This window comes from Pseudarthrobacter albicanus (assembly GCF_018224015.1).
In the GTDB taxonomy this organism is placed as follows: Bacteria; Actinomycetota; Actinomycetes; order Actinomycetales; family Micrococcaceae; genus Arthrobacter; species Arthrobacter albicanus.
Map to the genome: position 1 here is coordinate 1 of NZ_JAGPOT010000075.1, position 25,528 is coordinate 25,528.

At 67.5% G+C, this 25,528-nt stretch carries 24 protein-coding genes and 1 pseudogene; 20 read left to right on the forward strand and 5 right to left on the reverse strand.

Translation table 11 applies throughout. The annotated features are described in order from the left end of the window. Positions 1 to 679, forward strand: a 679-nt coding sequence (locus tag J9611_RS15690) for an SDR family oxidoreductase (RefSeq protein WP_211881452.1), incomplete at its 5' end; no start/stop codon positions are given. Positions 680 to 933: 254 nt separating this feature from the next. Here J9611_RS15690 and J9611_RS15695 read toward each other — a convergent pair. After that, a complete protein-coding gene (locus J9611_RS15695) occupies positions 934 to 1,587 on the reverse strand; it encodes a LysE family translocator (protein ID WP_211881454.1) in 654 nt (217 codons plus the stop codon). Between the two features lie 52 nt (positions 1,588 to 1,639). After that, entirely contained in the window at positions 1,640 to 3,145 is a 1,506-nt protein-coding gene (locus J9611_RS15700) for an amino acid permease (RefSeq protein WP_246527897.1), read from the reverse strand. A 275-nt stretch (positions 3,146 to 3,420) separates the two neighbouring features. Here J9611_RS15700 and J9611_RS15705 point away from each other — a divergent pair, with 275 nt between their 5' ends. Next, the gene (locus J9611_RS15705; protein ID WP_211881456.1) at positions 3,421 to 4,392 is read left to right on the forward strand and encodes an NAD(P)-dependent alcohol dehydrogenase; all 972 of its coding nucleotides are present in this window, start codon (positions 3,421 to 3,423) and stop codon (positions 4,390 to 4,392) included. Positions 4,393 to 4,413: 21 nt separating this feature from the next. On the opposite strand, the gene J9611_RS15710 is transcribed toward J9611_RS15705, so the two are convergent. Beyond that, the gene (locus J9611_RS15710) at positions 4,414 to 4,854 is read right to left on the reverse strand and encodes a protein-tyrosine phosphatase family protein (RefSeq protein WP_211881458.1); all 441 of its coding nucleotides are present in this window, start codon (positions 4,852 to 4,854) and stop codon (positions 4,414 to 4,416) included. A 234-nt stretch (positions 4,855 to 5,088) separates the two neighbouring features. On the opposite strand from J9611_RS15710, the gene J9611_RS15715 reads away from it, so the two are divergent. The 18 genes and pseudogenes from J9611_RS15715 to J9611_RS15800 all read left to right on the forward strand — a co-directional run bounded on the left by J9611_RS15715 (position 5,089) and on the right by J9611_RS15800 (position 23,299). After that, positions 5,089 to 5,961, forward strand: a complete 873-nt coding sequence (locus tag J9611_RS15715; protein ID WP_246527898.1) for an IclR family transcriptional regulator — start codon at positions 5,089 to 5,091, stop codon at positions 5,959 to 5,961. Between the two features lie 213 nt (positions 5,962 to 6,174). Further along, a complete protein-coding gene (hutU, locus tag J9611_RS15720; RefSeq protein WP_211881460.1) occupies positions 6,175 to 7,929 on the forward strand; it encodes a urocanate hydratase in 1,755 nt (584 codons plus the stop codon). Between the two features lie 98 nt (positions 7,930 to 8,027). After that, on the forward strand, positions 8,028 to 9,644 hold the full coding sequence (hutH, locus tag J9611_RS15725) for a histidine ammonia-lyase (protein ID WP_211881462.1): 1,617 nt from the start codon (positions 8,028 to 8,030) through the stop codon (positions 9,642 to 9,644). Between the two features lie 151 nt (positions 9,645 to 9,795). Then, positions 9,796 to 10,032, forward strand: coding sequence for a hypothetical protein (locus tag J9611_RS15730; protein ID WP_211881464.1), 237 nt, complete (start codon positions 9,796 to 9,798; stop codon positions 10,030 to 10,032). A gap of 272 nt (positions 10,033 to 10,304) precedes the next feature. Then, positions 10,305 to 11,393: a DUF475 domain-containing protein gene (locus J9611_RS15735; RefSeq protein ID WP_211881466.1), complete on the forward strand. Its 1,089-nt coding sequence runs from the start codon at positions 10,305 to 10,307 to the stop codon at positions 11,391 to 11,393. Positions 11,394 to 11,444: 51 nt separating this feature from the next. After that, positions 11,445 to 12,035: a TerD family protein gene (locus J9611_RS15740; RefSeq protein ID WP_211881467.1), complete on the forward strand. Its 591-nt coding sequence runs from the start codon at positions 11,445 to 11,447 to the stop codon at positions 12,033 to 12,035. Positions 12,036 to 12,068: 33 nt separating this feature from the next. Further along, positions 12,069 to 12,650 carry a TerD family protein gene (locus J9611_RS15745; RefSeq protein ID WP_211881469.1) on the forward strand — a complete coding sequence of 194 codons (582 nt, stop codon included), beginning with the start codon at positions 12,069 to 12,071 and terminating at the stop codon, positions 12,648 to 12,650. Positions 12,651 to 12,684: 34 nt separating this feature from the next. Then, a complete protein-coding gene (locus J9611_RS15750; protein WP_211881471.1) occupies positions 12,685 to 13,266 on the forward strand; it encodes a TerD family protein in 582 nt (193 codons plus the stop codon). Positions 13,267 to 13,296: 30 nt separating this feature from the next. Next, positions 13,297 to 14,493 (forward strand): toxic anion resistance protein, encoded by a 1,197-nt coding sequence (locus J9611_RS15755; RefSeq protein WP_246527899.1) that lies wholly within the window; start codon positions 13,297 to 13,299, stop codon positions 14,491 to 14,493. Positions 14,494 to 14,527: 34 nt separating this feature from the next. Further along, positions 14,528 to 15,037, forward strand: coding sequence for a hypothetical protein (locus J9611_RS15760; RefSeq protein WP_211881473.1), 510 nt, complete (start codon positions 14,528 to 14,530; stop codon positions 15,035 to 15,037). Between the two features lie 8 nt (positions 15,038 to 15,045). Next, on the forward strand, positions 15,046 to 15,588 hold the full coding sequence (locus J9611_RS15765) for a TerD family protein (RefSeq protein WP_246527906.1): 543 nt from the start codon (positions 15,046 to 15,048) through the stop codon (positions 15,586 to 15,588). Between the two features lie 79 nt (positions 15,589 to 15,667). Beyond that, complete coding sequence (locus J9611_RS15770) at positions 15,668 to 16,360, forward strand: hypothetical protein (protein ID WP_211881477.1); 693 nt, start codon at positions 15,668 to 15,670, stop codon at positions 16,358 to 16,360. A gap of 53 nt (positions 16,361 to 16,413) precedes the next feature. Next, entirely contained in the window at positions 16,414 to 17,580 is a 1,167-nt protein-coding gene (locus tag J9611_RS15775; RefSeq protein ID WP_246527900.1) for an HpcH/HpaI aldolase/citrate lyase family protein, read from the forward strand. Next, on the forward strand, positions 17,577 to 20,360 hold the full coding sequence (locus J9611_RS15780; protein ID WP_211881481.1) for a phosphoribosyltransferase domain-containing protein: 2,784 nt from the start codon (positions 17,577 to 17,579) through the stop codon (positions 20,358 to 20,360). Before J9611_RS15775 ends, J9611_RS15780 begins: the two co-directional genes overlap by 4 nt. Beyond that, complete coding sequence (locus tag J9611_RS15785) at positions 20,357 to 21,262, forward strand: HAD family hydrolase (RefSeq protein ID WP_211881482.1); 906 nt, start codon at positions 20,357 to 20,359, stop codon at positions 21,260 to 21,262. Before J9611_RS15780 ends, J9611_RS15785 begins: the two co-directional genes overlap by 4 nt. A gap of 332 nt (positions 21,263 to 21,594) precedes the next feature. After that, positions 21,595 to 21,795: pseudogene (locus J9611_RS15790) on the forward strand (DUF4913 domain-containing protein); the annotation flags it as partial. Positions 21,796 to 21,961: 166 nt separating this feature from the next. After that, positions 21,962 to 22,510: a DNA-binding protein gene (locus J9611_RS15795; protein ID WP_246527901.1), complete on the forward strand. Its 549-nt coding sequence runs from the start codon at positions 21,962 to 21,964 to the stop codon at positions 22,508 to 22,510. A gap of 198 nt (positions 22,511 to 22,708) precedes the next feature. Next, positions 22,709 to 23,299, forward strand: a complete 591-nt coding sequence (locus tag J9611_RS15800) for a hypothetical protein (protein ID WP_246527902.1) — start codon at positions 22,709 to 22,711, stop codon at positions 23,297 to 23,299. 153 nt (positions 23,300 to 23,452) lie between these two features. Here the strand turns inward: J9611_RS15800 and J9611_RS15805 are convergent, their stop codons facing one another. Beyond that, entirely contained in the window at positions 23,453 to 24,385 is a 933-nt protein-coding gene (locus tag J9611_RS15805) for a helix-turn-helix domain-containing protein (RefSeq protein WP_211881484.1), read from the reverse strand. Positions 24,386 to 24,575: 190 nt separating this feature from the next. Next, positions 24,576 to 25,439 carry a hypothetical protein gene (locus tag J9611_RS15810; RefSeq protein WP_211881485.1) on the reverse strand — a complete coding sequence of 288 codons (864 nt, stop codon included), beginning with the start codon at positions 25,437 to 25,439 and terminating at the stop codon, positions 24,576 to 24,578. Positions 25,440 to 25,528: the final 89 nt, after the last annotated feature.

A 25,528-nucleotide genomic window follows, 5' to 3' on the forward strand; every position in this document is an offset into this window, starting at 1 on the left:
CCGGGCCCTGGCCGCGCGGGGCGCCAAGGTGGTGGTTGCGGATGTTGATGCGGCCGCCGCGGCGGCCCTCGCCGACGAGGTGGGCGGCACCGCGTGGGCGGTGGACCTGCTCGACGTCGAGGCGCTCCAGGCCCGCAGCCTTGACTGCGACATCCTGGTCAACAACGCCGGGATCCAGCGCATCAGCCCCATCGAGGACTTCGATCCGGCCGATTTCCGCCGGATCATCACGCTGATGCTCGAGGCGCCGTTCCTGCTGATCCGTGCCGCGCTGCCGCACATGTACGCCAACGGCTTCGGCAGGGTCATCAACCTGTCCTCGGTGCACGGACTGAGGGCCTCCCCGTTCAAGGCCGCCTATGTCTCCGCCAAGCACGGCCTGGAAGGCCTCAGCAAGGTGACCGCGCTGGAGGGCGGGGCGCACGGGGTCACCTCCAACTGCATCAACCCGGGCTATGTCCGGACGCCGCTGGTCGAGAAGCAGATTGCGGACCAGGCCAAGGTCCACGGCATCCCGGAAGCCGAGGTGCTGGCCAGGATCATGCTCACGGAATCCGCCGTGAAGCGGCTCGTGGAGCCGGAGGAAGTGGCCTCTTTGGTGAGCTGGCTCGCGTCCAACGACGCCGGCATGGTCACCGGGGCCAGCTACACCATGGACGGCGGCTGGTCGGCGCGGTAGGAGCCGGCCGCGCTTGCCCGTTTAAGCCGCCGAGGTGAGACTCCGCGCCCATGTCCCTGGAGATCATGTCCCTTGGGAGCATGGGCGCCAGGCCTCACCTCGGCGCTAGATTCGCGGCAGTCCGGACCAGCATCTCAGGGTTCCCCAGCCTAGCTCCCGCTGTCCGGTGCCGCCGTGAATTCACTGTAGCCGCGATGCCTCGCGAGTAACACGAGTAACTTCTACCCCTTGTCCATCGGGCACCACTTGGGTTGCTACTTGTCCGGTCGGAGCTCCGCGGTGTTGCCCAGCAGGGCCACGATTCCGCCGAGTCCTATCATCATGACGCCGCCCGTGGTGCCCAACGTGGCGATTCTGCGGGGCGATCTGGCGAACCAGTGCCTGGCCGTTCCCGCGGCCAGGGCCCAGGCGCTGTCCGAAACGAGGGCGATGAGCAGGAACACCGCCCCGAGCGTGCCCAGCTGGAGCGGGATGACGCCGGCGGAATAGTCCACAAACTGCGGGAGCACGGCCACGAAGAAGACCACCGACTTCGGGTTGGTGGCGCCCACGATGAATCCCTCCCGGAGGATACGGAAGGTGGACGCCGAACGCGACGGGTCCGCCGCTGTCGGGCCTCCGCCGCGGTGCCGGATCGCCTGGATGCCGAGGTAGATCAGGTAGGCGGCGCCGGCGAACTTGACCACACTGAAGAGCATGACGGACTGGGCCAGCAGCACTCCCACGCCCAGGGCCACCGTGGCGATCTGCAGCAGCTCGCCGATCGCGTTCCCGAGCACGCTCAGCAGCCCGCCCTTGCGCCCGAGGGCCAGCGTCCGTCCGATCACGAACAGCACGCTGGGCCCCGGGACCGCGATGAGGAGGAGCGCAGTCAGCGCGAAGGCCAGCAGGTTGGTGGACGGGACCACGCCTGATCCTAACCCCGCCGCGGTACCGCGCGCAGGGTGCCCGGCGCCGGGCTCATCCTCCCGCGGACACCTGCGGCAGTTGCGACGTTTCGTCCGCCAGTTCCGCACGGGCCCGGCCGTGGCCGCGGACCCAGAGCCGGTACGCGAGCACCAGCAGGCCAAGCCAGACGGCGCCCACGTAGAGCGCCACGCGGGTGTCCTCGAAGGCGCCCAGGATTCCGATCACCAGGGCCATGAACGCGATGGTCAGCACGGACGCGGCGGGCCACCACGGCGAGGGGAACTCCGACGCCGGCAGACCCTTGCGGGCGATCTCGCGTTTCATGGCCACGTGGGAGGCCAGGATCATCACCCAGACCCACACCGTGGCGAAGGTCGCAATCGAGGCGATCAGCAGGAACACATCCTCGGGGATGACGGCGTTCAGGACCACGCCCACCAGCAGGATGACCGTCATCATCACCACCGTCATCCACGGCACGCCATGGCGGGATACCTTGCCGAAGCTCGCGGGGGCGTGACCCTGCCGGGCCAGGCCGAAGAGGATCCGGCCCGCGCCGAAGATGTCGCTGTTGATGGCGGAGAGGGCGGCGGTGATCACCACGGCATTGAGGATGTGCGGGGCGGCAGGGATGCCCAGGCCGCTGAAGATCTGCACGAACGGGCTGCCGTTGGTGCCTATCTCGTTCCACGGGAACAGGCTCATCAGCACGCCGAGGGTCAGCACGTAGAACAGCAGCACCCGCACGGGGACGGTGTTGACGGCCTTCGGGATGACGGTCTTGGGGTCGGCGGCCTCGCCGGCGGTGATGCCCAGGGTTTCGATCCCGCCGAACGCGAACATCACGACGGCGAAGGAGGCAAGGAGCCCTTCGAAGCCGTTGGGGAACATCCCGCCGTGGTCCACCAGGTTGCCCAGGCCGGGCGCCACGGTGGCGCCGCCGGCTTGGAAGCCGAAGACGATGATGGCCGCGCCGCCCGCGATCATGGCGATGATGGCCGCCACCTTGATCAGCGAGAACCAGAATTCCAGCTCGCCGAAGACCTTCACGCTCAGCAGGTTCAGGGCGGCCAGGAAGAAGATGATGGCCAGCACCCAGATCCAGCGCTCCACCTCGGGGAACCAGAATCCCATGTAGATACTGAAGGCGGTGACGTCCGCGATGGCCACGATCGCCATCTCGAAGACGTAGGTCCAGCCGGTCACAAAGCCGGCCAGCGGTCCGAGGTAGCGGCTCGCGTACTGGCCGAACGAGCCGGAGACCGGGTGCCGCACTGCCATTTCCCCCAGGGCGCGCATCACCATGAACACCGCCGCGCCGCCGATCATGTAGGCGAACAGCACGCCCGGCCCGGCTTTCTGGATGGCGGACGCCGAGCCGTAGAACAGCCCGGTTCCGATCGCCGACCCCAGGGCCATAAAGCGGATATGCCGGACGTTGAGCCCCCGGCTGAGCACCGTTTCGACGGCGGCGCTGACGGTTCTTCCGGCGGTGCCGGCTGGCGTTCCATCGGTACCGGCGGGCGTGGGCTTGGTGGCGGTTTGGGCTTGTTGCATGCGAATACCTTCTCGTCATTGGGAGGGGGATCGCCATCCAGCAGACCATCTTTGGCGAGGCTGTGAGGAGGCTCACGGCGGGTTGATGTCTTCGATCTCAGACTGTGCGGGTCTGGTCTCAGCCCGTTCAGCGCCGGTCAGCCCGTTCGGCGCAGGCCCGGGAAGGCGGACGCTATTGACTCCGGGTCAGGTTTCCTTAGCTTGGGGATGTCAGGTTTCCGCCCGACGGCGTGTCCAGCACGCCATGAGCACGCCGGCCATGAAGGAGAACCACCATGAAAGCGATCATCCAGGACGTGTACGGCTCCGCGGATGCATTGGAACTCCGCGACGTCGACAAGCCGGTGGCCGGCGAGGACGAGGTGCTCGTCCGCGTCCGCGCTGCCGGCGTCGACCAGGGCGTCTGGCACCTCATGGCGGGACTGCCGTACCTGGCACGGATCATTGGCTACGGGCTGAAGAATCCGAAGGACGGGATCCGGGGCCGGGCCGTCGCCGGGCACGTGGAGGCAGTCGGAAGGAACGTCGTCGGATTCCGGCCCGGCGATGAGGTGTTCGGCACCTGCGAGGGATCGTTTGCCGAATATGTGTGCGCCAAGGAGAAGCTGCTGGCGCGGAAACCAAGAAACCTCAGCTTTGAGCAGGCCGCCGCCGTCCCCATCTCCGCCAACACAGCCCTCCAAGGGCTCCGGGACAGCGGGCAGGTCCAGCCCGGACAGGAAGTCCTGGTCATCGGAGCGGCCGGCGGCGTTGGCACCTACGCTGTGCAGCTGGCCAAGGCGTTTGGCGCGCACGTGACCGGCGTTTGCAGCACCGCCAAGCTGGAGCTGGTCTCCTCGATCGGCGCGGACCACGTCATCGACTACACCCGGGAGGACTTCGCGGCAGCCGGTAAACGCTACGATCTCATGCTCGACATCGCCGGCAACCGTCCGCTGTCGGTCCTCCGGCGCGCGCTGGCACCCAAGGGGACCCTCGTCGTCGTCGGCGGGGAAGCAGGCGGGCGGTGGGCCGGTGGCCTGGACCGTGTACTCCGGGCTGCCGTGCTGTCCCTCTTCGTCGGCCAGAAACTCCGCGGCCTGGCGTCGGTGGAGCGGCAGGAGGACCTTGAATTCCTGACGACGCTCATCGAGGAGGGCAAGATCAGGCCCGTCATCGACAAGACGGTCACGCTCGCCGAGGCCCCGGCGGCCATCGAGTATGTGCACGAAGGCCGGGCCCGGGGCAAGGTCGTGGTGACGATCTGAGCTGCCGCCCGGCGGCGGGCGTCACGCGGCCGGCGGCCGGAACCGGGCGACGTACCACCGCTGCCATGGCGTCTCCACCGTCCGCCGGTGGTAATGCCGGCGCACGAAGGAGACGGCCTGTTCGGGCGGAACCCCGTCCAGGATGGCGATGCAGGCCAGCGCCGTGCCGGTCCGGCCGCGCCCACGCCAGCAGGCGACCTCAACCCGCTCGCATTCGGCGCGGCGCCACGCTTCGGCAAAGGCGGCCAGGGCATCCGGTTCGTCCACCGGCAACCGCAGATCCGGCCAGTGCACCCAGCGCGCTTCCCACTCCACCGGCGGCGGGCTCTCGCCCAGCAGGTACACGCCGAATTCAGGCGGCGGTCCCGCGGGAAGCGGCAAATGCAGCGCGCGGCCGCGGATGAGCCGGCCGGAGGGCAGAATCATGACGCCCTCCTGCCCTGGCTCCCACGTCTGCTTCATGGTCCAGATGTTAGCCGTCCTGCCGGATGCCTGACTACGGCGGCGCCTGACCACGGTGTCCGGATCTTCGCTCCCGGGTGATGCGGCCGGTGCATCCTTGACGGGCGCCCGAGCATCCGCCGGAAATGTCCGGGATCCCGGACAGGCGGTCCGACCCCGGCCTGTGCGAATCCCGTGGACCGGCGCATGCTTGAGTATGGGATACCGGACACCGCAAGCCTTCGAAGAGGACCCATGCCAGCGACCAGCACCACCGCCCTGAACACCGCCCGCGCAGCCGCAGCAGCCGCCGCCGCCGCCGCAACGGCTCCCAAAACAGCCGCCCCGAAGGTGGCCTCCAAGGTCCCCGCAGCAGAGAACACGCTGCGCATCCTCAAACTGCTGGCCTCCAGGCGGGGGCCGATGGCGGCGTCGAACATTGCCACCGCGCTGGGACTTCCGCGCTCCAGCGTCTACCACCTGCTCGGCGTGATGGAGGAGAACGGCTTCGTGCTGCACCTGCACGAGGAGCAGCGGTACGGGCTGGGGATCAGCGCCTTCGAGCTGAGCTCCGCCTATTCCCGGCAGGAACCCCTCTCCCGGCTGGGCCGGCCGATGCTCGCCTCGCTCGTGGACGTGGTCGGCGAAAGCGCGCACCTGGCCGTGCTGCACGGCCGCGACGTGCTCTACATCGTCGAGGAGCGGGCCAAGAACCGCCCGTCGCTGGTGACCGACGTCGGGGTCCGGCTGCCCAGCCACCTGACCGCCAGTGGGCGGGCCATCCTCGCCGCGCTGCCCAAATCCCAGGTCCGCGCGCTGTACCCGAACGCCGCCGCCTTCACCGCCCGGCACGAGACCGAATCGCCCATCATGAAGTACTCCGCGCTGTCCTCGCACCTGGACCAGGTCCGCCAGCGCGGCTACGCCACCGAACACGGCGAGGTGACGCCCGGCTTCGGCTCGATCGCGGCCGCCGTCACCGACCATGTGGGATGGCCGACGGCGGCCGTCGCCGTCACGTTCCTGGAGGACAAGCTGCCCCCGGAGCAGTGGCCCGCGCTGGCGGCACGGATCCAGAAGGTCGCGGACGAGCTCTCGGTGCGGATCCACGGCCGCCCCGCGCACTGACCCCCGGCCCGCCCCACGATGCGCCGCCAGCCCAACTGACTCGCAGCAGTTGTCGTTCTGGGGCCTCAAAACGACAACTGCTGCTACCTAGTTGGGGAAAGGTGAGCGGGTCTGGAATACCGGACAGCACCCGCCCGCAGGCCCTGTTTCCGCGGTTGCGGACGCGGTTTAGTTGATACAGAACCTCCCGCAACACCTAGATAGGAGCCCCTCATGGCACCCGCCGATTTCACCACCGGTGCCCGCCCGGTCAAAGCCGCCCGCGGCACCACGCTCACCGCCAAGAGCTGGCAGACCGAAGCCCCGCTGCGCATGCTGATGAACAACCTGGACCCCGAGGTCGCCGAACGCCCCGATGACCTCGTGGTCTACGGCGGCACCGGCCGCGCCGTCCGGTCCTGGGCCGCGTTCGACGCGATCACCCGCACCCTGGAGTCCATGGAAAAGGACGAGACCCTCCTGGTCCAGTCCGGCAAGCCAGTCGGGGTCTTCCGCACCAACGAATGGGCGCCGCGGGTGCTCCTGGCCAACTCCAACCTCGTCGGCGACTGGGCCACCTGGCCCGAATTCCGCCGGCTCGAGGCCGAGGGCCTGATGATGTACGGCCAGATGACCGCCGGGTCCTGGATCTACATCGGCACCCAGGGCATCCTTCAGGGCACCTTCGAGACCTTCGCCGCCATCGCCAGGAAGCTCACCGGCGACGAGGACGGCACCCTCGCCGGCACCCTGACCCTCACCGGCGGCTGCGGCGGGATGGGCGGCGCCCAGCCGCTCGCCGTCACGCTGAACGAGGGCGCCTGCCTGATCGTCGACGTCGACGAGGCCCACCTGCGCCGGCGTGCCGGCAAGCGCTACCTCGACGAGGTCGAGACCGACCTCGACGCCGCCATCGCCAAGGTCCTTAAGGCCAAGGAAGAGCGCCGCGGCTGGTCCGTGGGCTACGTCGGCAACGCCGCCGAGGTCTTTCCCGAGATCCTGCGCCGCCACAACGCCGGCGAGCTGACCGTGGACATCGTGACGGACCAGACCTCCGCCCACGACCCCCTGTCCTACCTGCCCGAGGGCATCACCGTGGAGGAGTGGCACCGCGAGGCCGCCGCCGATCCGGATGGCTTCACCAAGAAGGCCCAGGCCTCGATGGCCCGGCACGTCCAGGCCATGGTGGAGTTCCAGGACGCCGGCGCCGAGGTGTTCGACTACGGCAACTCCATCCGCGACGAGGCCCGCAAGGGCGGCTACACCCGCGCCTTCGAGTTCCCAGGCTTCGTCCCGGCCTACATCCGCCCGCTGTTCTGCGAGGGCCTGGGCCCGTTCCGCTGGGTCGCGCTCTCCGGCGACCCGGAGGACATCGCCGTCACCGATGCGGCGATCAAGGAGCTCTTCCCGGAAAACAAGCACCTGCACCGCTGGATCGACGCCGCCCAGGAACGGGTGGAGTTCGAGGGCCTGCCGGCCCGGATCTGCTGGCTCGGCTACGGCGACCGCGCCAAGGCCGGGCTGCTGTTCAACCGGCTCGTCAAGGAGGGCAAGGTCAAGGCGCCCATCGTGATCGGCCGCGACCACCTCGACTCCGGCTCCGTCGCGTCCCCGTACCGCGAGACCGAGGCCATGGCCGACGGCTCCGACGCGATCGCCGACTGGCCGCTGCTCAACGCCCTGCTCAACACCGCCTCCGGCGCCACCTGGGTCTCCATCCACCACGGCGGCGGCGTGGGCATCGGCCGGTCCATCCACGCCGGCCAGGTCTCCGTCGCCGACGGCACCGACCTCGCCGCGCAGAAACTCGAGCGCCTCCTCACCAACGATCCCGGCATGGGCGTCATCCGCCACGCCGACGCCGGCTACGACCGCGCCGTCGACGTCGCCAAAGAACGCGGCGTCCGCATCCCGATGATCCCCACGGACTCCCTAACCTCGCAAGCTCGGCCAGGGAACCCCGTCCGCGTGGCCCCAGAAACCCGCTAACCGGCCCCCAACCCCATATCGATTGCTCCGTAACTGCCGTTTTGAGCCGCCAAAAGGGCACTTACGGAGCAATCGATGAGAAGAATGAAGTAGGAATCATGACCATCACAGCCAACGCACCAACCCACGAACCACTCACCGTCACCCTTGGCTCGAGCGGGGTCACCCCCGAGGACGTCGTCGCCGTCGCCCGCCACGGCGCCAAGGTGGCCATCTCCCAGGACGCTCTCGACGCCGTCGCCAAGGTCCGTGCCCACATTGACGGCCTCGCCCACAGCGAGGTCCCGGCTTACGGCATCTCCACGGGCTTCGGGGCCCTGGCCAACCGGCACATCCCCAACGAGCTGCGCACCCAGCTGCAGAAGTCCCTGATCCGCAGCCACGCCGCCGGCATGGGGCCTGCCGTGGAACGCGAGGTGGTCCGCGGCATCATGTTCCTGCGCGCCAAGACCCTCGCCTCCGGCCGCACCGGTGTCCGCCCCGTGGTGCTGCAGACCATGGTGGACATCCTCAACGCCGGCATCACCCCCGTGGTCCGCGAATTCGGCTCGCTCGGCTGCTCCGGTGACCTCGCGCCGCTGTCCCACTGCGCCCTCGTGCTGATGGGCGAAGGCGAAGCCGCCGGCCCGGACGGCAAACTCTATGGAGGAAATAACGGTGGCCGAGGTGAGCCCCCGGTGGCGGAACTGCTCGCCGCACACGGCATCGAACCGGTGACGCTCGCCGAAAAGGAGGGCCTGGCACTCGTCAACGGCACCGAAGGCATGCTCGGCATGCTGCTGATGGCCATCGCTGACATCCGCCAGCTGCTCACGACGGCGGACATCACCGCGGCCCTCAGCGTCGAGGCGCTGCTCGGCACCGACCAGGTGTTCCTGCCCGAGCTGCACGCGGCCCTCCGGCCGCACCCCGGCCAGGCCGCCTCCGCCGACAACATGCTGCGGGTCCTGTCCAGCTCCCCGATCGTGGCTTCGCACCGGATCAACGACACCAAGGTCCAGGACGCCTACTCGCTGCGCTGCGCACCCCAGGTGGCCGGCGCCGTCCGCGACACCGTGGACCACGCCGCCCTCGTCGCCTCCCGTGAACTGGCCGCCGCGATCGACAACCCGGTGGTCCTGCCCGACGGCCGGGTCAGCTCCAACGGCAACTTCCACGGCGCCCCGGTGGCCTACGTGCTCGACTTCCTGGCCATCGCCGTGGCGGACCTGAGCTCCATCGCCGAGCGCCGGACCGACAGGATGCTGGATCCGGCACGCTCGCACGGCCTGCCGGCCTTCCTGGCCGCGGACCCGGGCGTGGATTCCGGCCTGATGATCGCGCAGTACACGCAGGCCGGGCTGGTCTCGGACAACAAGCGGCTCGCGGTCCCGGCGTCGGTGGACTCGATCCCGAGCTCGGCGATGCAGGAGGACCACGTGTCGATGGGCTGGCACGCTGCCCGCAAACTCCGCCGCGCCGCGGAGAACCTGCGCCGTGTCCTGGCCATCGAGCTGGTGACCTCGGCGCGGGCCCTGGACATCCGCACGCAGCTCTCCGGCGGAGATCTCACGCCGGGGCCGGCGGGCACCGCGGTGATCGCGGCGCTGCGCGGCGTCGTCGACGGTCCGGGGGCCGACAGGTTCCTGTCACCGGAGCTCGAAGCGGCGGACCGGCTGGTCGCCTCCGGCGCGGTCCGGGCGGCGGCCGAATCCGCCGTCGGAAATCTCGCCTGAGAAGAAACAAAATGCAGTACAGGTAAACAATTTCCGGCGCCCCCGAAATAGTTGGCGACACGCACGCCGGGGGCCCGGAAACTGTAGTAAAAATGGAAGTCCACACCAACGAAGTTGTGGCAGAGAACACATACAAAGGGGTAAGAGTTCAATGAAAGCACGCGAGACGGTTCTGTCCAGACGCCAGGCATCGGCCGCCACGGTTTCCGACTGGAGAAGCCTGAAGGCCGGCGACCGGGTCGAAATCCTCAAGCACGCACAGGTCCTGGCCGCCGGTGAGGTCGAGGAAGTCTCCGTGAGCGGCCACGTGCTCTGGCTGGTCCCGGCAGCCCCGCCTGAGACGCAGCTCTTCCTGAAGTCCGACGGCGTCGAGGTGCGGCGCAGCTAGCCACATCCAGCGTTATGCAACGGAAAGTCCCCGTCTCCGGGACCGATCTCCGCGTCCAGCGGCGCGGTCCGGGGGCGGGGACTTTCCGCGTCCGGCTGAGCCGGACGGAACTCCAGGCGGGTCACGGTCGTTGTACAGGGTTGGGGTGATATCGCGTCGCGCCCGGTAGATAGGATGGTGGCACGAAGTCTTGGGGGATAACTTCCGGGATGTTTTTCGCCGTCCTGCCGTCGTTGACTGGCAGGACCCGTAGTTCCAGGAGTTGTTCAAGCGTGTTTTTCAAGACTTTCGGCTGGTCGTTCGCGGTCACCATCATTGCTTTGGTGGTGGCTCTTCTTTATGGCGGCCCCCAGGCGCTCATTCTTTGCGTCATTCTGGGCATTCTTGAAATCAGCCTGAGTTTCGACAACGCGGTGGTCAACGCGCGGATCCTTGAGCGGATGAACCCGTTCTGGCAGAAGATGTTCCTCAGCGTGGGCATCATCATCGCCGTCTTCGGGATGCGCATCGTCTTCCCGCTGCTGATTGTGGGAGCCACGGCCCAGCTGAACCCGGTTGAGGCCGTCAGCCTGGCCCTGGAAAAGGGCGACCCCCACACGCCGGGAACCTACGGGTACCTGCTGCACGAGGCCCACCCGCAGATCGCGGCCTTCGGCGGAATGTTCCTCCTGATGCTCTTCCTGGACTTCATCCTTGCCCACCGTGAGATCAAGTGGATCAAGTTCCTGGAAATCCCGCTGGCCAGGTTGGGCAAGCTCGACAGCGCATCCCTGATTGTGGGCATGGTCGCGTTGGTCGTGGCCGGTGCCGTGGCGGGCGATAAGCAGGGAATCGTCCTGCTGTCCGGGCTCCTGGGCATGATCACCTACTTCCTGGTCAACGGCCTCGGGAACCTCTTCGACGTCGACGCCGCCGACGCAGACATCGCGGTGCACTCCGGCCCCACCGGCGCGGCCAAGCTGGCCGGAAAAGCCGCCCTCATGTTGTTCCTCTACCTCGAGGTAATCGACGCATCCTTCTCGTTCGACGGCGTCATCGGCGCCTTCGCCATCACCTCGGACCCGATCATCATTGCCCTGGGGCTGGGATTCATCGGTGCCATGTTTGTCCGCTCCCTGACGGTCTTCCTCGTCCGCCAGGGGACCCTGGACGAATTCGAATACCTGGACCACGGGGCCCACTGGGCCATCGGTGCCCTGGCCGTGATCCTGCTGATCACGATCGTGGTTCCCATCAACGAGATCGTGACCGGCCTGATCGGCGTCGTGTTCATCGGCGCCGCCTTTGCCGGCTCGGTCCGGCGCAACAAGCGGGCCGCCAAGCGCGACGACTCGCTGCAGTCTGCCGATGCGGGCAGCTAGTCCACTACGCTACAAGATCCACTACCACCACGATGAGAAGCGAGTAAAGCAATGGGTTTGAGTTTGCAGAAGGGCCAGTCACTGTCGCTGACCAAGCAGAACGGTGACTCCCTGACAAACGTCCGGCTGGGTCTCGGATGGGACTCCGCGGTTCCGGCCAAGAAGGGATTCTTCGGCGGAAGCAAGACTGTGGAGATCGATCTGGATGCCTCGGCCCTCCTGTTTGATTCTGCAGGGAAGCATCTCGACACCGTCTTCTTCAACCAGCTCACCAGCCAGGACGGGTCCATCCGCCACACCGGCGACAACCTGACCGGCGCGGGAGACGGCGACGACGAGACCCTCACGGTGGACCTGCCGAACGTCTCGGCGGCAGTCGGGCACATCGTTTTCGTGATCACGAGCTACAGCCAGCAGACCTTCGACATGGTCAAGAACGCCTTCTGCCGGGTCATCGACGACTCGGCCGCAGGCAGCCCCGAGGTCGCCCGCTATGAACTCGCGGAGTCGGGGCGGCACACGGCGATGGTCATGTCCAAGCTGTCGCGGAACGGGAACGGCTGGAGCTTCCAGGCCATCGGTACCCCGGCTAACGGGCGCACGCCCGGCGAGGTCCGCGACGTCGCGGCCTCTGCCCTCTAACGGCTCCTTCCACAACCCACCCAAGGAGGTAACGTGTCCAGCCTGACTCTGAGCAAGGGCAGCAACCTGTCCCTGACAAAAGCCGACCCCGGGCTCCGCAAGGCCATGATCGGCCTCGGCTGGGACCCCCGGACCACCGCGGGGGAGCAGTTCGACCTCGATGCCTCGGCGCTCCTCGTCCGGGCCGACGGCAAGGTCCGCTCGAACGACGACTTCATCTTCTACAACCAGCTGGCCTCGGCCGACGGTTCGGTGGTGCACCAGGGCGACAACCGCACCGGTGAGGGCGAAGGGGACGACGAGCAGATCCTGATCGATCTTGACTCCGTGGCCTCCGACATCGAGAAGATCGTCATCGTCGTCTCCATCGACCAGGCCGAGGCCCGCCGCCAGAACTTCGGCCAGGTGCGCGACGCCTTCTGCCGGGTGGTGAACCAGGAGACCGACAACGAGATCGTCCGCTACGACCTCACCGAGGACGCGGCCGCGGAAACGTGCATGATCTTCGCGGAGATCTACCGCCACAACGGCGAATGGAAGTTCCGTGCCGTAGGCCAGGGCTACGCCTCCGGCCTGCATGGCGTAGCCACAGACTTCGGCATCGCACTGAGCTAGCAAATTCACCCGACTGAAACAAAGGAGCATCACCATGGCCGGCCTGACCCTCACCAAAGGCAGTAACCTCTCGCTCACCAAGACCGATCCGGGGCTGAACAAGGTTCTCGTCGGGCTGGGCTGGGATCCTCGTACGACAACTGGCGACGCGTTCGATCTGGATGCCTCGGCGCTCCTGCTCGGAGCCGACGGCAAGGTCCGTTCTTCGGCGGACTTCATCTTCTACAACCAGCCGGCTGCAGCTGACGGCTCGGTGGCCCACAAGGGTGACAACCGCTCCGGTGCGGGCGAGGGCGACGACGAGGTGGTCGCCGTCGAACTCTCCGCCGTGGCGGCTGACGTCGAGCGGATCGTCTTTGTCGTCTCGATCGACCAGGCGGAGGCCCGCCGGCAGAACTTTGGCCAGGTCCGCTCCGCCTATTGCCGCGTCGTCAACCAGGACACTGACACTGAGGTGGTCCGCTACGACCTCAGCGAGGATGCCGCACCGGAGACCTGCATGATCTTCTCTGAGCTGTACCGCCACAACGGCGAATGGAAGTTCAAGGCCGTCGGCCAGGGATACGCCACCGGCCTCGCCGGCATCGCCGCCGACTTCGGCGTCCAGCTCGGCTAAGACCCCGCGACCACAGAAAGAGAGACAACAATGAGCATGCAACTCACGCCGCCGGACACCTCGGCGTCGACCCCGCTGGTCCTGAACGCTCCGGAAACCGTGGATATCGTCAAGGTCGACGACGCCCCGGGCATGGTTCCGGTCCCGGCTGAACGCCAGCAGGAGATCAACGCCCAGGCGCGGGCCTTTGTCAGCGAAGTCTCGGCAATGAACCCGCACAGCCCCGAGTACACGAGCAAAATCGACGGGATCAACCGGCTGGCGGGCGAGCAGCTGGTCTCCTCCGCCAGTACCTCGAGCCGGCTGCTGGAACGGTCCTCCACGTCGCTGGCCGGCGCGAAGAAGTCCGGCAGCAGCGCCCAGGTGCAGGTCGCCTCCACGCTCGGTGAACTTCGTTCCACGGTTGAAGACCTCACCCCCAACAACGCCGACCTGAGCGTGGGCCGGAAGATCCTGGGGATCATCCCGGGCGGCAACAAACTCGCCAAGTACTTCCAGAAGTATGAGACCGCCCAGACCCAGCTGGACAAGATCATCAAGTCCCTGATGTCCGGGCAGGACGAGCTGCTCAAGGACAATGCCGCACTCGCGCAGGAAAAGACGCAGCTGTGGGAGACCATGCAGGGGCTGAGCGAGTACGCCGTCTTCGCGAAGGCCCTGGACACGGCGACGGCAAACAGGATCGAAGAGATGAGGATGTCGGGCCAGATCGAGGAAGCCGGCAAACTCGACTCCGACGTGCTCTATCCGATCCGTCAGCGCCACCAGGACATTCTGACGCAACTGGCCGTCTCGGTGCAGGGTTACCTTGCCATCGACATGATCCGCAAGAACAACACCGAGCTGATCAAGGGCGTGGAGCGGGCACGCACCACGACGATCTCCGCGCTCCGGACCGCGGTCATCGTGGCCCAGGCCCTTGCCAACCAGAAGATGGTGCTGGACCAGATCGATGCCATCAACACCACCACCAACAACATGATCCTGAAGACTTCCGAGATGCTCAAGGACCAGACCGCCCGCATCCACCAGCAGGCGGCCAGCTCCGGCGTCAGCGTGGAAACCCTGCAGAAGGCCTTCGACAACGTCTTCCAGACCATGGACGCGATCGACACCTTCCGCTCGCAGGCGAACAAGAACATGGAAGGCACCGTTCACGCCCTTGAAACCGGGCTGGAACGCGCCCGTCCCTACCTGGACCGGGTCCGCAAGCAGGAGGGGAATTAGCGGCCGCCAGCCCTGAGCAATAGGCTTACGGGCTATGGTCGCAAAATTCTTAGGCTCGCTGTTCGGCAACAACGTTGTTCCTGCGCCTGTTGCCGAACAGCAGCCCCAGCACGATCCTCTCCAGGACGAGCTGGCCGCCACCTCGGCGGCTCTTGGGGAACTCCGGGCTATGGCGCTGGGCAAGGGGGCGGAGCTTCCGACCGTGGTGCTCTCGCAGGTGCTGCAGCTCGTGGACGTCCTTCGTGCCCTGATCCGCTACATCGGGCAATCAGGGGCGTCCACCGAGCAGCGCGTGCTCCTGGACGCGGTCATCACCGACTACCTGCCCGCCCCGCTGCGCGCCTACTCCATGCTGGCGGCGGACTCGCGGAGCGACGATTCGGCGGACACCGCGGTGCTGCTGGAGCAGCTGGACACCCTCTATTCCACCGCACAAAACCTGGACAACCAGGTCCGCACCGGCGCCATTACGGAACTGGCCGTCCACGGCCGGTTCCTCAGGGACAAGTTTGATATCGATGGTCTTCACCTGGAAGGACGCTAGTGGCTTCGATGGTCGCGGGCAGCAACGCCGCCCTCACCGCAGAGAACCCCGGCCTCGGCAAGGTGCTGCTGGGGATCGGCTGGGACATGGTGCCGAGCCGTGGTCCGCAGTCCGAGCCGGTTCCGATGGTCATCATGTGCGGACCGGACGGCCGCGCCGTCTCGGACGAACACCTCGTCTTCTTCAACCAGATCGCGAGCCCCGAGGGCAGCGTCGCGTTCGCCGGAACCGAAGACCAGGAACAGATCGACGTCGACCTGGTCCGCGTTCCGGAGGCCGTCACCAAGATCGCGGTGCTCGTCTACATTGACCCCGATGTCCGGGGCCCCGGCACCTTTGCTGCCGTCAGGAACACCTACCTGCGGGTCGCCGACGAGCGGAACCGGGAACTGCTCCGCTTCAACGTTCCGCCGATGAACATGGACAAGGTCAACGCCATGATTCTCGGGGAGCTCTACCGGCACGCCGGCGGCTGGAAGTTCCGGGCCCTCGGCCAGGGCTACGAAACCGGGCTGGCCGCCGTCGCCGCCGACTTCAAGTTGAGCCTCTGACATGGCCCTGGACCGAAGCAGCATCCGGACGGACCTGGGCTATCTCAGCCGCCGGCGGAAACCCGCGCAACACCCGCCCGTGACGCAAGCTGCGGCCGGCGGGCTCGGCGCGCCGTCGAACCCCGCGCCGTCGGGCTCCGGGGGACTCACCCTCCAGACCGGCCGTTCCCAGCCCGGCCCCGCGGCTCAAGCGTCTGCGGGCCCCGCGTCGGGGCCACGCCGTGCTCCGGCGTCGGGCCCCAAGGCGGCGGTGCAGGACCGCGTCTTCCCGGCCCCCGCCTTCGGGAGCGTCCGTCAGCTGGGTGAAGCGAACCCCCTGGTGCGGCTGAACGCGAGGCAGTCCGCCATCGGTTCCCTGCTGGTGGCCGGCGTCCGCTCCGTGGCCTGGGAGGATACGCACTTCACCACGGGCGCCCACCACGCCGACGGGCACAAGGCGGGAACCCCCGTCATGACGCCCGGGAACCGGCCCCTGGTCGGTTTCGAGGACTCGTCCGGCGTGGTGTCCCTGCGCCATGTCCGGCTGCTTCGCCGCGCGCTGTTCATTGCCGCGGAGAAGCCGCTGACCATCGGGGTGTTCGACGGCGCCGCCGCCGCGGTTGCCCCCCGGAACGACGACGGCTTCCGGACGGTGCTGCACCTGTGCCGGATCGGCGCGATCCTTGAAGTGCGCACCGAGTTTGTCCCGGCAGATGCCTCCGACGCAACAGTGTGGACCCTGTTCGGGTTCACGATGACAATTCCGCTGGACCAACGGGTCCTCCTGCGCTAATCCGGCACCACGCCGCAGCTACTACCTGGGGGAAAATGCAGCATTTCGGAGCCTTGACCGAGTCCGTCATGGAACGGCTTTTCCATGTGCGGCCCGAGGTTCTTCACCGGGCCTCGGATCCGGGACTGCTGGCGGTGGCGCTAGGCGCGACCCTCTACACGCCGGCCACCAGGGCCGCCCTCGCGCAAGGCATCCGGAAGCAGGCCGGATCCGGGTGCCTGAGCACCGTCATTTGCCTTGAAGACGCCGTGCCGGACGATCAAGTGGCCGCGGCGGAGGAGAACCTGCTGGCCGCCCTCGCGGAACTGCACGCCGTCGACGATCCGGGCGAGCTGCCGCTGATCTTCATCCGGTGCCGCACCCCGGAACAGCTGCTCGACGTCGGGAGACGGGCCGGTGCCGCCCTGGGCGTCGTTTATGGCTTCGTCCTGCCCAAGTTCGAGAACGAAACCGGCCGGGGCCGGGCCTTCATGGAGGCGCTGCAGCAGTTGAACGAGCACTCCGGCCGTGCCGGCGATCCTGACGCGCCGCCGCTTCGGGCCATGCCGATCATCGAGGACCTCTCCACGACGCATCTTCAGTCGCGGGTCCGAGTGCTGACGGACAACCTGGCCCTGATCAACGAGTTCCGCGGACTGGTGCTGTGCGTCCGGATCGGTGCAACGGACATGTCCAGCGCCTTCGGGCTGCGGCGCTCCCGCGACCTGACCATCTACAACGTCAAGGTGGTGGCCAACATTATCGGCGACGTCGTGAATATCTTCGGCCGCCCGGAGGACGGCTGGGTGATTTCCGGCCCGGTGTGGGAGCACTTCGTCAACACCGAACGGGTGCTGCGGCCGCAGCTCCGGTCCACCCCTTTTGAAGCCGTCAATGAGGGCAAACTCCGGCAGCGGATCCTGATGGAGAACCTGGATGGCCTCATCCGCGAGATCGAGCTGGACCAGGCCAACGGGCTGCTCGGCAAGACCGTGATCCACCCCAGCCACGTGCCGGTGGTGCACTCCCTGTGCGTCGTCAGCCATGAGGAGTACCTCGATGCCCTGGACATTGCCGGCGATACCGGCGGCGGCGTGAAGGCCTCCTCCTATGGCAACAAGATGAACGAGTCGAAGCCGCACCGGCCCTGGGCGGAGCGCACGCTGCTGCGCGCCCGGGCGTTCGGGGTCGCCAGGCCCGGCGTGAGTTTCGTCGAACTCCTGGAAGCGAGCATGCGATGAAGGCAGTAGAGACAGTAGCGAGGGACGTTGTGTGGAGCGGGGCGTATGTCCGGGACGAACTGGGCGTCGAAGTGGCCACCGCCCCGGGGCACGGCGTGCTGCCCGTGGAGGCCCTGGTCGGGTTGGCGCTCCGGCGCAACCCGAAGCGGGCGCATCTGCTCGTATCGCGGGTTCTCGCCAAGCATGTCCCGACCGAACCGGGAATCGTGACCGCTGCCGGCCGGCTGCTGGCCCTCCTGGTCCGGCAGGAGCTGCACGGCGCAGCCGAGGGTGCAGCCGGAGACGCAGTCAAGGGTGCAGCCCAAGGCCCGGTCGGCACGGCACCGCAGGCCCCGTTCGAGGCCGTCATCGGCGAGGCCGCGGCGAGGCTCGCCGGACTGCTTGCCTCGGATCCTGACGGCGATTCCGCCCGTCCCGACCGGGACACGATGCAGATGACGAGCGAGGCGCGGGAGACACGGGAGGCCAGGCTGTCCGCCGTCACCGGGCTCTGCGGACTGCTCGAAGGGCAGCAGACAGCGCTTCCCGGCGCCGTCACCATCGGCTACGCGGAAACCGCCACAGGGCTGGGACAGCTCGTGGCCGGGCAGCTGGGCACCTACTACATCCACTCGACCCGGCACGCAGCGGACGGCGACGGCGTGGCGGCCTACGGCGCGTTCGAAGAGCCGCATTCGCACGCCACGTCACACCAGCTCCTGCCGACCAGCCGCGCGGCCCTGGACCTGGCCGACACCGTGATCCTCGTGGATGACGAGCTGAGCACCGGTGCCACGATCGTCAACACCATCCGTGAACTCCACCGCACGGCCCCGCGCCGCCGGTATGTCATCGCGTCCCTCGTGGACCTGCGCTCCGCAGCCGACCGGGGAAACCTCGACGCCCTGGCCCTCGAACTCGGGGCCAGGATCAGCGCCGTGGCCCTGGCGGACGGCAGCATCCGGCTGCCGGGAACGCTGGCCGCGGACGCCGCGGACCTGATCCGCCGCCTCCCGGCCACCAGCCCGGTCCCGGACGGCCCCCGCGCGGGCATCCCGCTCCGGGGCATCTCCCGCCCGGACATCTCGCTCCCAGACACGGGACGGCCCGCCGCGGGGCAGATCCGGGTGCTGGACCTCAACGGCGTCGTCCCGCCCGTCCGGAGCGCCCGCTTCGGCATCGGCGGGCGGCCCGATCCGCAGCAGGCGGCCGGTATCGCCGCCGCCCTCGCGGCCTCCATCGACGGCGGAGTAGCGCCGGGGGACAGGCTCCTGGTGCTCGCCACCGAGGAATTCATGGCGCTGCCGCTGGCCGCCGCTGCCCGGCTGCAGGACCTCCGTCCCGATGTCGACGTCCGCTATTCCACCAGTACCCGGTCCCCGATCGCGGCACTGGACGAGCCAGGCTATGCCATCCGCTCGGCCGTGGCGTTTGAAGGCGGCGACGACGCACCGGACGGCCCCGGGCCGAGGTTCGCGTACAACTTTGCACACCCTGAAGGGCTTTTCGACACCGTGGTGATCATGGCGGAACCCGGGACTCGGGCCTCCCGGCTGACCGCCCCGGGCAGGATCGCAGAGGCCGTGGCGGCCAGCGGCGCCGCCGTCAGGCTCGTGCTGCTTCCCCGGCAGGCGCCGTTCCCGGCGCCGCTTGCCGGCCCTGCCTTCGGCTCCTACGCCCCGGAGGACGTGCAGTGGCTGCTCAAGGACCTGAGTTACGCGCGGCTGGAGGCGCCGCCGGCCGAACGCGAAGCCGCCATCCAATCCGGCAAGGCCAGCTACGCGGAGTCGTTGCCGCAGGAGTTCGAGCCATCCCCCGAGTACGGTGCCTTGTTCCAGGCGGCGCTGGACGGCTCGGCGGCGCGGCTAGCGCACGCCGTCGGCAGCCTCACCGAGCAGGTCCTGAAGCTGCGCGATAACGCCCCCGTGCTGGTATCGCTGGCCCGCGCCGGCACGCCGGTGGGGATCCTGATGAAGCGCTGGGCCAGGGACGTCCACGGCCTGGACCTGCCGCACTATGCCGTCAGCATCGTGCGCGGGCTCGGCATCGACCAGACCGCGCTCGGCTATCTTGCCGCGCGGCACAACCCCGGCCGGATCATGTTTGTGGACGGCTGGACCGGCAAAGGGGCGATCGCCCGTGAGCTCGCGGACGCCGTCGGGCTCTTCGAAAAGACCGACGGCGCGGCGTTCCCGCCGGACCTGGCGGTCCTGGCCGATCCCGGACACTGTGTGCGGATCTTCGGCACGCGCGAGGACTATCTCATCCCGTCCGCCTGCCTGAACTCCACGGTCTCGGGCCTTGTGTCACGCACCGTCTTCAACACGGAACTGATCAGGCCCGGCGATTTCCACGGCGCCAAGTTCTACTCGCACCTGGCCGGCAGCGATGTCTCCAACCGGTTCCTGGACGCCGTGACGGCACAGTTCGCGGCGGCGCGGAATGACGTCCTGGCCGCCGCGGCGAGCTTCCCCGCACACAGCGACGCACTCCCCGGAGCCGACTGGTCGGGGTGGGCCGCGGTGGAGGAGATCAGCCGGAGCTTCGGCATCCACAACGTGAACCTGGTCAAGCCGGGCGTCGGGGAGACCACCCGGGTGCTGCTGCGGCGCGTGCCGTGGAAGGTGCTCATAAATCCCGACGCGGCCGGCGAGATCACGCATGTGCTGCACCTGGCGGAAGAGCGCGGCGTCGAAGTGCTGGAGGTGCCGGGGCTGCCGTACAGCTGTGTCGGCCTGATCCATCCGCTCCACACCCCGGGCGCGACGGGCGCCGACGGAAAGACGGTGATCGACGTATGAGCGCCGGGACCGTGATGGCCATGCCCGGCACCGCGCCCGTCATGGTGGCCAGCGACCTGGACCGCACGCTGATCTACTCGGCGAACTCCATGGCGCTGCCCGGAGCGGACCATCAGGCGCCCAGGATGGTGGTCGCCGAGGTCTATGACGCGGCGCCGTTGTCCTTCATGACCCGGGCGGCAGAGGAGTTGCTGGAGGGGATCGCGGCGCGGAGTGTCTTTGTGCCGGTCACCACCCGCACGCAGGCCCAGTTTGCCCGGGTGCGGCTGCCGGGCGTCGGCCGCGGCTATGCCGTGACGACGAACGGTGCGGTGCTGCTGCGCGACGGCGAGCCGGATCCCGACTGGTCCCGCCACATCCAGCGGTCCCTGGGGGCGCATTGCGCACCCTTGGGCGAGGTGCTGGACCACCTCACCGGCGGCGCGGCGGTACCGGCGATCCTGCGGGTCCGGACGGCCGAGGACTTCTTCGTTTACTCGATCGTTGACCGGGAGAAGCTGCCCGACGCCTACCTCGAGGAGCTTGGCGCGTGGTGCCTTGAGCGTGGCTGGACCACGTCCCTGCAGGGCCGCAAGCTGTACTGCGTTCCGGTCCCGATCACCAAGGAAGCCGCTGTTGCCGAAGTGCGGCGCCGCAGCGGTGCCGGACTGCTGGTTGCTGCCGGCGACTCACGGCTCGACGCGGGCCTCCTCGAGCTGGCCGACATCGCGATCCGGCCCGCGCACGGCGAGCTGGAGAGCGACGGCTTCGCCCGGGCAAACTTGACGGTGACCTCGGCCTCCGGGGTGCTGGCAGGGGAGGAGATCCTGCGGTTCGTGAGCGGCGTCCTGGCGCAGAACCTGGCCACGGTCCCGCTGGCGATCTCCCCGGCCGGGCACGAGACTGTTTCAGCAGAGGTGTGATCACCTGACTTGCGACCTACTCCGGGCAATGACCTCGCCTCGATGGTGGATCTCATGTCAAAAAAAGTGGAAGGTCTGCTGAACGTGTTAAAAAACGGCCGAAAAGTTTAAAGCCCCTGGCGCGGCTGTAGGCATGTGCGTTGCCTGGACCCTCTGGAAGTCATTCTCTGCGGTTGCTGGGGCTGTTCTGCGTACGGCGCTTTCCGTGACACCTGGCGGGCAGGTTGTGCTGGGCACCGTGGATACGGTGGCGTTCGTTGCCAACGCGAAGGACGGGTTTGAGAAGTTCGCCAACACGGTCAAGGACGAGCGCGTGAAGGTGCCCGCAATGGTGGGCACACCCGGAAGCGGTCAACCGCCTCAGCGCCCAGTATGCCGCGTACGGGCAGGCCGTCGCCGACGACGCAGTGTCGGCCTGGTGGATCCAGCACTGGGACAGCCACGCCCGCATCCAGTTCTCCCAGCATGGGCCCTTCGAGAACTGCCAGTCCCGGCACACGATGGCTCACCTCGTAAAAAGAAGTTCCGGTTGACACTAACGTTTCTTCGAGAGAACGTTAGTCCATGAGTACCTTGACGACTGGCGAAGCGGCAAAGCGACTCGGCGTCACCCCGGTGGCAGTCCGTAAGCTGATTGGGACCGGCCAATTGATCCAAGCCGGCACCGTTGGCAGGACCATCTTGGTCGACACAGGGTCCGTGGATCAGCTCGCACGGGTAGGTACCCGCCATGGCCGCCCCTGGACAGAGGAAAACGCTTGGGCAGCGCTGACCCTGTTGTCCGGCGAAACAAAGGTCGGCTGGATCGGATCCTCGGAACTATCCCGGCTCAAAGAGAAGTTGCGCACCATGGAATCCGCGGAGCTCCCGATCCTGGCACGCAGGCGTGCCTCGGTGCGACACTTCCGGGGCACGCCCGACGTCGTGCAGCTGCTCCGTACCCACTTGCTTCTCAGTGGCGCCGCGGCCATGGCCGACGACGACATCGCCGAACGGTTCGGTCTTACCGGCGGCGCCGGAGCCGCAGAAGGCTACGCGGGGGCCGGTGACGCCGACGCCCTCCGGGACGCATACGGCCTGATCGAGGATCGGGAGGGCAACGTTGTGATCCGGGAAGTCACCGTCACCGGAGCATTCGCTGAGGGAAAAGTCCCCGTTGCTGCGATCGCCCTGGACCTGCTTGAATCCCCAGCCACGCGGGAACGCAGCGCCGGACAGCGTGTCATTAAGGAGCTACTGGCTGCCTGAGAACGATGCATCCGTGGATCGCCCGCTGTGGGAGGCCCCGGCGCCGCCTGGCGGATGGGGACGACCGTGGCCCCAATGCGTTGAGCTTGCCCGCGCGTTGCCCTCCAGTCGGTGGACACTCGTTGGGGGCCTGATGGTGCAGCTACATTCGGCGGTGGCCGGCCTGGCCGTTTCCCCCCCACGGCCGATATCGACATTGTGCTGCACATCGAATCCGGTGCGGCGACGACGTCGTCGGTCACCGGCGTCCTGCGCTCACTCGGCTACGAGCTCCAGACGTCCGTCGACCATGCAGCGCCGGCCCATCGTTTCCTCCGTGGCAAGGAGCAGATTGATGTCATGGTCGCCGACCACCTTGCACCGAAAATGATTCCCAGCATCGGAGGGCGCAAACCCTTCCAGATCACTGGCGGCACTCAAGCACTCCGGCGCACGGTGAACTGCCGAGTCGCGGTCGACGGTGGGGAACACGTACTCATCAGCGTCCCCAATACCCTCGGAGCACTGGTACTCAAGGGGGCCGCGTACCAGGAGGACTCGCGGGACGCCGGCCGTCATCTCGACGACGCCGCCGTTCTCTTGGCAACCATCACGAGCCCGCTGATCTTGGTCGCCGACATGGGAGGCAGCGACTGGTCCCGGATCCTGATACTGAACAGCGCACTCTCCGACGCCGGCCATGGATCCTGGAAGGTCCTCGACCTCGCTGACCGGACCAGAGGCATCAGTAACCTGGCCGTGCTCTGCTCCAATCCGGACCGCCTCCCGCTTAAGCGTCTGGGCATCTGACCGGCGGCACCATCAGCGCCTCCATTCGGATCAGCACTTGGTGAACGATGCCGCACCTATTGACCTGAGGTCGTTCCGGTCATGACGGGGTGGCTGGTGAAAAGTGAAATTTCCGACGCTAGTGCGGTGACCGGATAGGTTCGGGGTGTTTGGTCATGCCGCCCTCGGCGCGTCGTGCCGGCCCCAGCGGTGGCCCTTTTCGCTGCGGATGCGGGCCCGTTCGCGGCGTTGGGCTTCGAGTACGTCGGGGTGGCGGGCGTGGGCGTTGCGCCAGCGCAGGTACTCGTGCAGCCGGCGGGTCTGCACCACGTGGTTGGGGTGGTTGGAGTTGGCCAGGGTGAACTGGCGCAGCGCCCCGAAGTGAGCCTCGATCGGGTTGGCCCAGGAGGCGTAGGTCGGGGTAAAGCACAGCTCGACGGCGTGGGCCGCGGCCCAGCGGAGGATCCGCTGCCCCTTGTGGCCGTTCCGGCCGGCCCAGCCGGTCCCGGCGGTCGGGCGGATGCCCGGCGGGCCGAACTCGTCGAACGCGAAGGCCCGGTCCGGATGGTGGTCGAGCACGTCCTCGATCCTCTCCAGATTCGCCTCGATGTCCGGTCGGTGGACTCCTTCCACGTCGAGGTGCGCTGGAACGTGATCCGGTGCCGGTGCAGCAGGGTACGCAGCGCCTCCCGGCCAATGTGGACCGGCCGGGACGCACACCCGCCCAGATACCCGGCCAGCTTCCGAATCGACCAGTGCGAGAAGGGGCACCCCCAGTTTGCCCGGACGGGTGCTGGCCGTCGCGGCGACGAAGTCCTCGTCGCCGGAACAAAGCAGGCGGGGACGGCCTCCCGCCCACTCAGGGTCCAGGCAGTCCAGCCCGATCTCGTTGAACCGGTGGATCACCTCCCGCACGGTGTCCTCGTCGGCGGCGAGCAGCCGGGCAATGACCGGCACCGAATTCCCGCCCGCCGAAGCCAAAAGCATCGTTGCCCGCCGCCACCGGACCACACTCCGGACCTGTTTCGGCTCGCCCCGGCGCACGATCCGCAGCAACTGCTGCCCCTCCGCCGGACTCAACCGGCGCACTTTCACACGATCAGCCATGCCACCAGACTGGCACGTTCCCAAACCCGGTCAACCTTTCCGGTCACCGCACTAGCCATGGATCCGGGGCGTACGGCCTGATGGTCGTGGACGCTTTCTTTGCGGTTCGTGAGAAACGTAGAACGAAAGTTGGCGGCGTCCTGTCACCCCCGAATGTTTGACAGGACGCCGCTGGCCGTTTCGATAAGCGCTATTTCGAAGCAGTGGCACCTAGGGCTGCTGCGTTGGCGGCGGCGGTTCGGCGAATTTCCTTTACTTTTTCGATCTCCGGGGCAAGTTGCTGCATGCGGGTTGTCAGGTATTTGTCCAGGACCTTGTCGAGTGCTGCGTGGAATCCGGTTTTGTCGCGGCAGACGGCGTCGGTGACGGCGATTTTTATCTCCTCCTGGCCTCCGGCGCGTTTTCCTGCGTCGGTGGCCTGCCGGGTATTGGCGTAGGAGGAATAAGGGGTTTCGTTCATGCAGGCTTTCCAGTCCTGGTCGGCTTTGGCTAGCCCGGGGTCGCGGCTGGCGGAGTCGGTGGCGGGGTAGAAGGAGTTGTACGCGATGCCGGTGGCGAGCATGTAGTTTTCGGGACTGCCGTAGATCTGTGTCATGGCTTCGCCACGGCACCCGCCCGAGGACGTCCCCTTGCCTTGCACCGTGGTCATTGGTGCGGTTCCGGCGGGGCCGGTGAGTGCGTTGTTGAAGGCCGGATCGGCGAACAGCCTGCCGTCTGCCGAATCCGGTGCCGGCTCGTGCGGCCCTCGTGGGCCGCTGCTGGCGTATCCTCTGGCTTTGGCGGCCTCGACAGTGAGCCGCTTGGATCCGATGGCTTCGTTGAGGTCCAGTGTCAGGTCCCACCTGGGCGGCGTGTAGTCGAAGCCGGCCCTGGCCATGCAGAGCCGGATGGATTCCTGCATGCCCTGTTCGGCGACCGGATCGTCCTGGGCATAGGCCTCGGCCTGACGGACGATCCCTACGACGGGGTCCGCTGACGGGGCGATCGGCCCGGCCGGGATGGCGGCGGCGGCCAGTGCGGCACCGGTGCCGAGGACTAGGACTGCGCTGAACAATTTGGGTGGTTTAAGGCGCGCCTGCTGGACTTCGCGCAGTGGTCCTTAAGACTGGGTGTATGCAAGGAATTGAGGCGGCCCAGCGCGGA